Below are 12,188 nucleotides of genomic sequence, written 5' to 3' on the forward strand. Positions count from 1 at the left end.
AGCTTGGTTTAAATTTTACTTAAATCCTAATATTGCTCGATTAAAATTTATGGCTTTATTACTAAAACTCGTAAATTGCAGTAGGCTATTGCTGTGAAGTGCGGTAATAAGCTACAAATGATTACTTGTAGAAAAGCTGAAATATAAAGCGATGAGTAAAGATCTTCAGGATTACAGACAATCTTACGAAAAAAGTGAATTATTAGAAAGTAGTATTTCTAGTGATCCTTTTGAATTATTTGAACAATGGTTTAACGAAACCGAAGCCGAAGGCGGTTCAGGAGAAGTTAATGCGATGACCATGTCCACGATTGGTCTCGATGGTTTTCCAAAATCCAGAGTAGTGCTTTTAAAATCTTATAGCGCAGATGGATTTGTTTTTTATACCAATTTTAATTCTGAAAAAGGAAAAGCTATTGCTCAAAATCCACATGTTTGTTTATCATTTTTCTGGCCTTCTACAGAGCGACAGGTAATCATAAAAGGTCTGGTAGAAAAAGTAGATGAAAAAACAGCAACGAAATATTACCATTCTCGCCCTCGTGGAAGTCAGCTTGGTGCCTGGGCATCACCACAAAGCACTGAAATTGCCAGCCGTGAAGTATTAGAAAATAATCTTGCCGAAGTCGAAGAGAAATATGAAGGGCAGGAAGTGCCAAAACCAGCGCATTGGGGAGGTTATATTGTTAAACCGGTTAGTATGGAGTTTTGGCAGGGAAGACAAAATAGATTACACGATCGTATTGCCTATATAAAGGAAGATGCTAAATGGAATTCTAAACGTTTGGCACCATAATTATGAAGCGATTAGTTGTTGTAAGGCATGGTAAATCTTCTTGGAAATATGATGTTCCAGATCACGAAAGACCTTTAAAGAAAAGAGCTAAAAAGGATGCTAAGGCTGTTTTGGGTGTTTTTAAAGCTTTTTATCTTCAAAATATAGAAAGCGCAACATTTTGGAGTAGTTACGCTGTAAGGGCACATGAGACCGCTAAAATCTTTAAAAAAGAATTAGAGATAAAAGATGAAGATTTTGAGGTTAAAAAAGCCTTGTACACATTTAGTAGTGGCGATCTAAAAAATATTATTCGAAAGGCGCCAGATTCTATAGAAACCCTGGTTATTTTTTCTCACAATCCTGGCATTACGGGTCTGGTAAATCATTCAGGAGATCAAAAGTTTCATAACATTCCAACTACCGGATTGTGCGTTATAGAGTTCGAAGAAGATCATTGGGATTCTATAAGTACAGGTAAAACTTTACTAAGCCTTTTCCCAAAGAATTTACGTTAAGCATGCAGGAAAATAAATATATAAACAGAGAATTAAGCTGGCTTCAATTTAACACCCGAGTTTTACAGGAAGCTGAAGATGAAACGGTCCCCTTAATAGAAAGACTTCGATTTTTAGGGATTTTCAGTAATAATTTGGATGAATTTTTTAAGGTGAGATACGCAACCGTAAAGCGTATCGATCTAGCAGGTAAGGCGGGTAAAAGTGCATTAGGCGGAATGAAAGCAAGTAAGCTTTTAGAAGATATCACCAAAGTGGTGATAAAACAACAATCTGAAAGTTTAAAGATCTTAGATAAGATTCAGCAACGACTTCGCGATGAACATGGTATTTGCGTGATCAATGAACAGGAAGTATCTGAGTCCCAACAAAAATTTGTAAAAGATTATTTCCTCTCACATGTTAGTCCTGCTTTAGTAACCATTGTTCTTAACGATTTAGAAGAGTTACCGAGTTTAAAAGATAGTGCCGCTTATTTGGCTGTAACTATGGAAATGAAACCTGTAAAACCTTCAGGGAAAATTTCGAAATTGGTTAAAGGGGCAAAGAAAGAGCGTAAATATGTACTTATTGAAATTCCAAGAAGTATAGAGCGATTTGTGGTGCTACCATCAGATAATAAAAAGCAGTATATCATAATTCTGGATGATCTTATAAGGTATAACCTTAATAGTATCTTCAATATTTTTGAATATGAAACTATTTCAGCACATATGATAAAAATTACAAGGGATGCTGAATTGGATATTGACAGCGACCTGAGTAAAAGTTTTATCGAAAAGATTTCTGAAAGTGTTAAAGACCGAATTAAAGGGGATCCTGTAAGATTTGTCTACGATAAGAATATCGATAAAGAAACACTTACTTATTTGATGAATAAGATGGGAATCGATCATGCCGATAGTATTATTCCTGGTGGGCGTTACCATAATCGTCGAGATTATATGGGGTTTCCACGATTAGGAAGCAAAGAGCTTCTTTATGATACTAAAGAGGCATTGCCAATTCCTGGGCTTGCTTTGCAAACCAGTTTGATCCAGGGAACCGGCAAAAAGGATCATATGCTTTATGCACCGTATCAAAGTTTTTCTTATGTCGTAAAATTTTTAAGGGAAGCAGCCTTAGATCCTAAAGTAAAAACTATAAAAATTACTATCTATAGACTGGCAAAGATCTCTCACATCGCCAGTTCTTTGATCAATGCGGTGAAAAATGGTAAGAAAGTACTGGTGCAGATAGAACTAAGAGCGCGGTTTGATGAAGCTGCAAATATTAAGTATGCCGAACAGATGCAGCGTGAAGGTGTAAAATTGATCTTTGGCGTTCCGGGATTAAAAGTACATTGTAAAACCTGCGTGATCGAGCGCGAAGAAAACAATGGAAAATTAAAGAAATACGGCTTTATAAGTACGGGGAATTTCAATGAGTCAACATCAAAGATCTATACCGATTATACCCTTTTTACCGCCAATCAGGAAATACTGAAAGAGGTAAATAAAGTATTCGACTTTTTTGAGACCAATTATAAGGTGAGTAAATACAGGCATTTGATCGTTTCCCCGCATTATACAAGGGCAGCTTTAACCAAGTTGATTCAAAATGAAATTGATAATCAATTAGAAGGAAAACCCGCTGGTATCAAATTAAAACTGAATAGTCTTTCAGATTATCCAATGATAGATAAGTTATACCAGGCGAGTAGAGCAGGGGTAAAAGTCAAATTGATCGTTAGGGGGATTAATTGTTTAATTCCGGGAGTACCGGGAATGAGCGAGAATATAGAATCTATTAGTGTTGTGGATAAATTTTTGGAACATCCACGAGTATTTATTTTTGAAAATTCAGGAAATCCTAAGGTTTATATAGCTTCAGCAGATCTAATGTCCAGAAATCTGGATAATCGAGTAGAAATTGCCTGCCCAATTTACGATAACGACATTAAACAGGAAGTGATCGATGGCTTTGAAATTAGCTGGAGCGACAATGTAAAAGCGCGTGTTTTTTCAGAAAAACAAAATAATGCGTATCGCAAAAAAACAAAGCCAAGAGTGCGTTCACAAGAAGCACTTTACGATTATTATTTAAATAAGAACGAAAATTTTAAACAGTGATAGTACAAAAGAAATATGCAGCAATAGATATTGGTTCTAATGCCATAAGGTTACTGGTATCTACAATTACTGAAAAAGAAGGAATGGAAACTAATTTTAGAAAAACATCCTTAGTGCGTGTGCCTATTAGATTAGGAGCCGATGTTTTTTTAAAACAAAATATTTCTGAAAATAACCAGGATCGTATGATAGATGCGATGCATGCATTTAGTCTTTTAATGAAGGCACATGGGGTTGAAAAATATAAAGCCTGTGCAACTTCGGCAATGCGAGAAGCCAAAAATGGCGATGCAGTTACAGATGTGATTAAGGATAAAACAGGGATTGAAATTGAGATCATTGATGGTACGCACGAGGCTGCCATCATTGCAGCTACAGATCTTCATGCTTTAATCCAGGATGATCATAACTATTTATACGTTGATGTTGGTGGTGGTAGTACAGAATATACGCTTTATAGTAATGGAGAATCGATAGCTTCAAGATCATTTAAAGTAGGGACCGTTCGATTATTAAACGACCTGGTAGAGAACAAAACCTGGCGCGAAATGGAAGCCTGGGTAAAAGAAAATACAAAAGGCTACGAGGATATTAGCTTAATAGGTTCTGGTGGGAATATTAATAATATCTTTAAAACCAGTGGTAAAAAGGATGGCAAACCTTTAAGCCTTGCTTACTTGAAAAAGTATGATGAATTATTAAATAGCTATACCTACGAGGAAAGAATTACTGAGCTGGATTTAAAAAATGACCGTGCAGATGTTATTATTCCGGCATCAAGAATTTATTTGAATTCGATGAAATGGGCTAAAGCTAACCAGATCTATGTGCCAAAAATTGGATTGGCAGATGGGATAATCAAGTCACTCTATCATTCAAATTAAGATCTCATCTTAGATTTAGAAACAAATAAAGCGGACATTTGCCCGCTTTATTTGTTTATTCATTGACTTTTTCTAACCGTGAATTGTTTCCTTATTTCCTAATCCCTGTATCATTTTTCCTTCAAATTCTAAGAGATCATTCCATTTTTTATCGACCACTTCACGGTCACCATACTTTCTGGCGAATTTTAGGAACATGGTATAATGATTAGCTTCACTTATCATCAGGTTTTTATAAAATTCTGCCAGCTCTTTATCTTCAAGTTTTTCGCTAAGTAATCGAAAACGCTCACAACTTCTTGCTTCTATGAGTCCCGCAATTAATAGGCGGTGCACAAGTTGAGTTTTTCGGCTACCTCCTTTAGGAAAAAACTTTAAAAGCTGAACAACATATTCATCTTTACGATCCCACCCCATTTCAATACCGCGGGTTAAGATTTTATCGTGCACCATTTTAAAGTGCCCCATTTCTTCGCGAGATAATGCGATCATCGCTGTAACCAATTCTGGGTATTCAGGATAATTTACGATCAGAGAAATAGCTGTTGATGCCGCCTTTTGCTCACACCACGCATGATCGATCAAAATTTCTTCAATATTTTTATTAGCAATATCTGCCCATCTGGGATCTGTAGGAAGTTTTAAACCAAGCATAATTATACATCTAGATCAAAAGTTGTTCGTAATTTATCCAAAAGCGGATTTTTCTCTTTCAGCTTATTATATTTTTCTATAGGTGTAAAAACAAATTTTTTCGCTGTTGTTTCATTAACATTGATCACCAATGTGATGGTCGTATTTTTCAGTCTGGCTTTTAAAAATCCCATTAATTTATGCTGACCTCTTTCCAGATCAAGCTTCATAGATTCTGCAGGTAATTCCAGATGAATTTCGTTATCATTTTTTAATGTAGGAAGATCTGTTTCTAAAATTGAAGCAAGGATCTTTTCTCCCCGTTTTTTCAATTTATGAACATAATCATCCCAGGCGGCTTGTAACTGAGTTTCAGTAAACTTGCCAGTCATCACTGCTTCCCGCTCTGGAGCTTTATCTTTAACCTGGGCTTCCAGTTGTTTTTTCTTACGAATACTAGCTAAAGAAAGTCCAGATACTCTTTCTGGTTTAGCATCGGCTTCAGTAACCGGATTTGTTTTAGGGAATTCGTTTTGCTGAGGTTGAGGTAGAACTTCTTTTGTTGGTTCTTCTTCAATTTTCTCTTCGGAAGTATTCGGCACTTCTTTACTAAAATATTCCTGATTTGCAGGTGTAGTTTCAGGAGCACAGGTGTCATTTTCTGTACGATTTTCAGCTGAAGGTTGTTGCGCTTCTTTAGGAGCAGTATTGTTTTGCCCATATTCGTTATTCCTGATGATCGATTTTTCTTCTTTCGAGATCGATTTTGCAGGCTGTTCGAAGTGAGAAGCAGGAACTATTTTAGGACTGCTGTTTTTTTTTTCTCCGTCGAAAGTGACAGAGGCAATTTGCATTAAGCAGAGTTCAACTAAAAGCCGTTGATTTCGGCTGGTCTTATATTTTAAATCACATTCGTTAGCAAGGTCGATTGCCTGAAGCAAAAATTGTTGCGAAGTCTTTTGAGATTGTTCAAAATACTTGGTTTTTGTTTGTTCTCCAACTTCCAAAAGTTGAATGGTTCTTTGATCTTTACAAACCAGCAAATCTCTAAAATGTGAAGCTAAACCAGCCACAAAATGATGACCATCAAATCCATTAGAAAGGATGTCGTTAAACAATACCAGTAGTTGCGGAATGTTATTATCCAGAAGTAAATCTGTTACCTGCATGTAGGTATCGTAATCTAAGACATTCAGGTTTTCTGTAACCGCCTGTCGTGTTAGATCTTTTCCGCTAAAACTTACTACACGATCGTAGATAGAAAGGGCATCACGCATGGCACCATCTGCCTTTTGTGCGATGATCTGCAGGGCATCCTCTTCAGCATTAACACCTTCCTGTTCCGCAATATATTTTAAATATTCTTTTGCATCAGTTACGGTAATCCTTTTAAAATCAAAGATCTGGCAACGCGAAAGAATGGTAGGAATGATCTTGTGTTTTTCGGTCGTAGCAAGGATAAAAATCGCATGTTTTGGTGGCTCTTCTAAGGTTTTAAGAAACGCATTAAAAGCCGAAGTCGATAACATGTGAACCTCGTCAATAATATAGACCTTATAAGTTCCAACTTGTGGAGGAATTCTTACCTGATCGATAAGATTACGAATATCATCAACCGAGTTGTTAGAAGCGGCATCAAGCTCAAAAATATTAAAAGCAAAATCTTCATCTGGACTTTGAGTACCGTCCTGATTTATCATTTTTGCTAAAATACGGGCGCAGGTAGTTTTTCCCACTCCACGCGGACCGGTAAATAAAAGCGCCTGTGCAAGATGATTGTGAGCAATAGCATTAGCCAAAGTATTGGTAATGGCTTGCTGCCCAACAACATCCTTAAAGGTTTGTGGCCTGTATTTACGCGCCGAAACTACAAAATGCTCCATCTAACAAGTTTGAACGACAAATATAAAAATAGCCAGCTTAACTTCGAAAATATGAACTAGTATTTATAAACAAATCATCAATTTTATAAAGATGAAATCAAAGCGAATATGCTTCATATTGAATTATATTTGGAAATGTGCTAATTTTAAAATTATCTTCTAAACTAAAGGCTAAGATTATTAACTTTCGAGATATTTTTTTAACAGCTAAAAGCTTAAACCTTTTCTGTAAGCCGTAAACTGAGAACTGTAAACTGTAAACTGATCACTGAATAATTAATTTGTTGATACGTTGATTTTAAATTATTTTCTAAACTAAGTGCTAAGATTGTTGATTTCTGAATGTTTTTAAAGCTGACTGCTGACTGCTAAAAGCTTGAAATCTCTTCTGTAAACCGTAAACTGAGAACTGTAAACTGTAAACTGATCACTGAATAATTAATTTGTTGATACGTTGATTTAGAAATTATCTTCTAAACTAAATGCTAAGATTGTAGGTTTTCAGGGTGTTTTTTTAAGCTGATTGCTGATTGCTAAAAGCTTGAAATCTCTTCTGTAAACCGTCAACTGAGAACTGTAAACTTGGATCCATAAACTGTGAACATTTACTCTAAACTTTCCATTAAAATTAGATACATTTGCAGCCAAGCAGGTCGGCCCTATCGCTAAGCTCATATTTGCGGCTTGGAGGAAAGTCCGGACACCGTAGAGCAGCATAGTGGGTAACGCCCACCGGTCGTGAGGCCAGGACAAGTGCAACAGAAAGAATGTACAGGTAATGCTGTAGTGAAACCAGGTAAACTCTATGCGGTGCAATGCCATGTAAACCAACATTATCAAATTGCTCGTTTGTTGTTGGAGGGTAGGCAGCTAAAGGGCTTTGGTAACAAAGTTCTCAGATAAATGACAAGGGCATCCTGATGTATTTCAGGGTGAACAGAATCCGGCTTACAGACCTGCTTTTTTATACACTCTTACATAATCGATCAAATATTCCTGCGGAAAAATAGTATCATCGATGTCTCCCGCCCATTTACCACCAAGTGCCAGGTTGATAATTAGGAAAAATGGCTTTTTAAAAGGATTGTTTTCAGTATCTGCGTCGTCGATCTTAAAGGTGTAATACACATGATCGTCGAACGAAAATTGAATTTTTTCTGAATCCCAGTTCATTCCGTAAACATGAAAATCTTCAGTAGGCGAGGGGTCTAAACTTAATTGTCCGCCTTCGCTTTTTATAGTTGATCCTTTACCTTGCGGATAATGTACCGTAGCATGAATGGTATATGGATCCTTTCCTACAAATTCTAAAATATCGATTTCTCCGCTATAAGGCCACTCGATATCGTGAAAATTAGATCCTAACATCCAAATCGCTGGCCATACTCCATTTCCCTGTGGAAGTTTAGCACGTACCTCAATTTTACCGAAATTTAAATCAAATTTTCTATGTGTATGTAGACTGGCTGAAGTGTAAAAGGCCTTTTCTGTATTATAACGATAGTTCTGAATATCTGGATCGTATTTCTTATTTCGATATTCTTCTTTTCTGGCAATGATTTTAAGAACATCATCTTTAACGATTGCATTCTTTTTACGTTTCGTATAGTATTGTTCTTCCAGGTTCCGAATAAATCCTAGTTCATGAGTCCATTTATCTTTATCGGGTTTGCCTCGATAATCAAACTCGTCATTCCAAATTAATTCGTATTCCTGAGCATTTATACTCATAGGTAAGAAAGTAGGTAAGAAAGCTAAAATTGTAATTAGAAAATAAAGAATATTAGCTTCAGTATTTTTATTCTTCTTCACTGGTTTCGTAAAAAAATGAAAAAACAGAACCTCCATATCCTCGCTTCTCTACAAAATTTGGGCCACTAGATAGATCGGTATGTTTTCCAGATTCTATAACAAGCATTCCGTCTTCGCTAAGAAGATTATTTTCAAATACGAGTTCGGCTATTTTTAAAAAGTCTTCCGTAGAAAAATCATAAGGAGGGTCAGCAAAAATTACATCTGCCTTAATCGGTGCTCGTTCCAAATATTTAAAAACGTCACTTTTTATCGCTGTTATCGAATAATCTAGTTCGCCTGCAGTTTTTTTGATAAATTTTATGCATTCAAAATTACCATCTACAGCCGTGATCGCTTCTGCACCACGAGAAGCAAATTCGTAAGCGATATTACCTGTACCAGAAAATAGATCTAAAACTCGCAAAGCACTAAAATGATAATGGTTATTAAGGATATTAAACAATCCTTCTTTTGCCATATCTGTAGTTGGCCTAACGGGTAATTTTTTTGGGGCAATAATTCTTTTGCCTTTGTTACTTCCTGAGATTATTCGCATTTAAAGCGTGTTTAAAAGTATGTATTCTTCAGATCTATTAATATTCCAGCCTTCTTCTATTTCATGCTCTGTTTCTGAAGATAAGAAAGAAATATGCTGAATATATTCCTGAAGTAATTTATAGATTTCGCTCTCTTTATGAATTTCACCACCAAGATAAAGCCTGAATCTTTTAGGATCTAATTCTAATTGTTCTGCAGCGAAAAGCAGATAATAAAGATAATCTTCTTTGCTAAAGAACGTAAAGCTATTGCATAACAATAATTTCCCGTCTTCAATAATAAATAAATCTAATCGATTTTTGCTATTATGAGCATATACTTTAATGCCTTTAGCATCTTCAAAAGAAAGAAATTTATTTAGCAGAATCGATAAATGGTGAGAATATTCAAATTCACCATATTTTTCAAAAAAGTAGTTGATGATGTTAGTGTAAGGAATATAGATATTCACCATTTCCTTAGTTTCAATTTCATCTACAGCAACAAAATCTGTTTTAAGGATTTTGGTATTAAATTTTAGATAAGAAGCAGCGGCTTCTTCCTTAAACCATTTTTTGGGCACCAGCGTAAAAAGAGTATTGCAAAAGCACAATTTTACCTCATTTACTGGCGATTTAAGTTGTGGTTGGGTGTTATATTCTTCTTCTATCTTTTGAAGAAGATTTACTGGATCCAGTTCTTTTTCAAAGACTTTTTTATGATAATAAACTACTGTATTTGTTTTTGTATTTAGGGTACAAAAAGAAAGTCCATTCAGGCTAACCTGAATGGACAGTTTCAAAAAAGTATTTTCTGGATTATTGGTCACCATATGTTTGTGGCCAGTTTCCGGTGGTTTTAATTTCATCCATAGAACCAACACTTATGTAACGACCATTAACTTCTTCTACAGATTGTGCCTGGTTTTCCATGTTGATCATTTGTTTGTCTTGATCAAATAGAATTACACTTTTAGCAACTTTCGCTTCAAAAACAGGAATCTTATTATCTCCTTTTTGAATGCTACCAGCTTCTAACTCGATCTTAGCATCTGTCCCTTCAGTAGGAACATTAATCATATTAGTGTAACGATCACGATCTCCTTTGTATAAAGAATCTTTTACAGATACGAAGTCTAGAGTATCGATAAGTACTTTTTCTATATACTCGTCGACACCGTAAGTTGCTTTGTATTCTTCATCTAAAACTGTAGTATCTCTACGTTGAGTAATAGCAAATTCTGCAGTATCAATAAATTGTACAAGTTTATCAAAATCACCTTCAAAATCACCAACGATCTCTTTGTGAGCAAGCTCTGCTGCTCGTATATCTTTTAGGTGTTCAATTACTTTAGGGTAACGTTGTTCTTTAACCTTGTTAAATTGAATTGGTCGGTATACAGCATCAAAAGTTAACCAAGCCAGGAAAGCTATAACCGCCCACAATAGTAATTGAATTACAAGTCTCATGCTTCTAAGAAATTAATTTAAGTTATTAGAGTTATACGACAAATCTACAATTTTTTTTTATTCGCAAAAGTTTCTTGCCTAAAAATCCATGATTATCTTTGGTTTTTTAAGGATTCAGCTATGGAAAAACCGAATGTTTCAGCATTCTATAAAATATTGATTAATGATATAGGTTTCCAACCACGTGCAAAACAGGATATTGCCTTACAGCAGTTAGCCCAGTTTGCAGTAGAGGGAACTAATGACGATCTTTTTTTGTTAAAGGGCTTTGCAGGAACTGGAAAAACCACAATTATTAGTGGTTTTGTTAAAAACCTATGGAAAATTAGGAAATCCGGCGTTTTAATGGCACCAACCGGGCGTGCTGCAAAGGTAATTGCTAATTATTCGAAAAGAGAAGCTTTTACGATCCATAAGAAAATCTATTTTCCGAAGAAATCTGGGGCAAGCGGAATTCAATTTGTTTTACAACCTAATAAGCATAAGAATACCATTTTTATTGTAGACGAAGCTTCTATGATCGCCGATCATCCAGGTGATTCCAAAAATTTTGATAATGGATCTTTGCTGGATGATCTAATGGAATATGTTTATAGCGGTCATAAATGTCAATTGATTTTCATTGGAGATACGGCGCAGCTTCCACCGGTAAAAATGGATATGAGTCCGGCCTTAGATCAGGATAAATTACGCACCGGATTTTTTAAGGAAGTTGGTCATATTCAGTTAGATGAAGTGGTAAGGCAAAGTGAAGAGAGTGATATTTTGCATAACGCAACTTTAATCAGGGAGGCTATTCGTGAAGAATTTTACGAAAGCTTCAAGTTTGAGCTTGGTCCAAAAGCAGATGTTATAAGGCTGGTAGACGGTTACGAGATTATGGAAGCGATCCAGGATGCTTATCATACTTTAGGGAACGAAGAAACCAGTATTATCGTAAGATCGAATAAACGAGCCAATCAATATAATCAGCAAATTAGATCCCGAATTCTGTTTCAGGAGGAAGAAATTTCTGCCGGGGATTATTTAATGGTGGTTAAGAATAATTATTTCTGGGTAAAACCAACTTCAGAAGCTGGTTTTATTGCGAATGGAGATATTGTAAAGGTTTTGGAAATTTTTGCGATAAAAGAACTTTATGGTTTTCGTTTTGCTGAAGTTTCTGTTCAGATGGTCGATTATCCAAAAATGCGTCCTTTCGAAACGGTGGTGATGTTAGATACGCTAACCAGTAATACTCCTTCACTTACTTTTGAAGAATCCAATCAACTTTACCAGGAGGTAATGAAAGATTATGAAGATGAAACGGCCAAATACAAGAAGTTTTTAAAAGTAAAAAACAACAAATATTTTAATGCACTGCAGGTTAAATTCTCGTATGCCATTACCTGCCATAAAAGTCAGGGTGGGCAATGGAACACCGTTTTTATAGAACAGCCTTATTTACCTAATGGCGTGGGGAAAGAATATCTTCGCTGGTTATACACAGCGGTGACGCGTGCAACCGATAAATTATATTTAATTGGTTTTAAGGATGATTTCTTTGTTGCAGAGGATTAACTAAATTTAAACAGACTGACTGTC

At 35.7% G+C, this 12,188-nt stretch carries 10 protein-coding genes, 1 other RNA gene and 1 pseudogene; 6 read left to right on the forward strand and 6 right to left on the reverse strand.

Annotation, left to right across the window (positions count from 1 at the left end):
- Nucleotides 1-151 precede the first annotated feature (151 nt).
- Genes pdxH through INR75_RS12070 form a run of 4 tightly spaced genes read left to right on the forward strand, consistent with a single transcriptional unit; the run spans nt 152 to nt 4,288 of the window.
- Nucleotides 152-796, forward strand: a complete 645-nt coding sequence (gene pdxH, locus INR75_RS12055; protein ID WP_223089009.1) for a pyridoxamine 5'-phosphate oxidase — start codon at nt 152-154, stop codon at nt 794-796.
- Between the two features lie 2 nt (nt 797-798).
- The gene (locus tag INR75_RS12060) at nt 799-1,293 is read left to right on the forward strand and encodes a histidine phosphatase family protein (RefSeq protein ID WP_223089010.1); all 495 of its coding nucleotides are present in this window, start codon (nt 799-801) and stop codon (nt 1,291-1,293) included.
- Between the two features lie 2 nt (nt 1,294-1,295).
- Nucleotides 1,296-3,404 (forward strand): polyphosphate kinase 1, encoded by a 2,109-nt coding sequence (gene ppk1 / locus INR75_RS12065; protein ID WP_223089011.1) that lies wholly within the window; start codon nt 1,296-1,298, stop codon nt 3,402-3,404.
- Nucleotides 3,401-4,288 carry a Ppx/GppA phosphatase family protein gene (locus tag INR75_RS12070; RefSeq protein ID WP_223089012.1) on the forward strand — a complete coding sequence of 296 codons (888 nt, stop codon included), beginning with the start codon at nt 3,401-3,403 and terminating at the stop codon, nt 4,286-4,288. Before ppk1 ends, INR75_RS12070 begins: the two co-directional genes overlap by 4 nt.
- A 72-nt stretch (nt 4,289-4,360) precedes the next feature.
- Here INR75_RS12070 and INR75_RS12075 read toward each other — a convergent pair whose 3' ends face one another.
- Both INR75_RS12075 and INR75_RS12080 read right to left on the reverse strand, forming a co-directional pair.
- Nucleotides 4,361-4,942, reverse strand: a complete 582-nt coding sequence (locus INR75_RS12075; RefSeq protein ID WP_223089013.1) for a tRNA-(ms[2]io[6]A)-hydroxylase — start codon at nt 4,940-4,942, stop codon at nt 4,361-4,363.
- A 2-nt stretch (nt 4,943-4,944) separates the two neighbouring features.
- On the reverse strand, nt 4,945-6,804 hold the full coding sequence (locus tag INR75_RS12080) for a DNA polymerase III subunit gamma/tau (RefSeq protein ID WP_223089014.1): 1,860 nt from the start codon (nt 6,802-6,804) through the stop codon (nt 4,945-4,947).
- A 645-nt stretch (nt 6,805-7,449) separates the two neighbouring features.
- Between INR75_RS12080 and rnpB the strand changes: the two genes are divergently transcribed.
- Nucleotides 7,450-7,771, forward strand: an RNA gene (gene rnpB / locus INR75_RS12085) — RNase P RNA component class A.
- 20 nt (nt 7,772-7,791) lie between these two features.
- Here rnpB and INR75_RS12090 read toward each other — a convergent pair.
- From INR75_RS12090 to INR75_RS12105, 4 genes and pseudogenes are all read right to left on the reverse strand, one after another.
- A pseudogene (locus INR75_RS12090) lies at nt 7,792-8,652 on the reverse strand (family 16 glycosylhydrolase); the annotation flags it as partial.
- Nucleotides 8,603-9,154: an RsmD family RNA methyltransferase gene (locus INR75_RS12095; RefSeq protein ID WP_223089015.1), complete on the reverse strand. Its 552-nt coding sequence runs from the start codon at nt 9,152-9,154 to the stop codon at nt 8,603-8,605. The gene INR75_RS12095 and the pseudogene INR75_RS12090, both read right to left, overlap by 50 nt.
- Nucleotides 9,155-10,003 carry a DUF3822 family protein gene (locus INR75_RS12100; RefSeq protein ID WP_255584527.1) on the reverse strand — a complete coding sequence of 283 codons (849 nt, stop codon included), beginning with the start codon at nt 10,001-10,003 and terminating at the stop codon, nt 9,155-9,157.
- A complete protein-coding gene (locus INR75_RS12105; RefSeq protein ID WP_223089016.1) occupies nt 9,954-10,604 on the reverse strand; it encodes a hypothetical protein in 651 nt (216 codons plus the stop codon). Before INR75_RS12105 ends, INR75_RS12100 begins: the two co-directional genes overlap by 50 nt.
- Before the next feature lie 120 nt (nt 10,605-10,724).
- Here INR75_RS12105 and INR75_RS12110 point away from each other — a divergent pair, with 120 nt between their 5' ends.
- Complete coding sequence (locus INR75_RS12110; RefSeq protein WP_223089017.1) at nt 10,725-12,164, forward strand: ATP-dependent RecD-like DNA helicase; 1,440 nt, start codon at nt 10,725-10,727, stop codon at nt 12,162-12,164.
- Nucleotides 12,165-12,188: the final 24 nt, after the last annotated feature.

The sequence above is a fragment of the Zunongwangia sp. SCSIO 43204 genome (assembly GCF_019904275.1).
Lineage (GTDB): Bacteria > Bacteroidota > Bacteroidia > Flavobacteriales > Flavobacteriaceae > Zunongwangia > Zunongwangia mangrovi.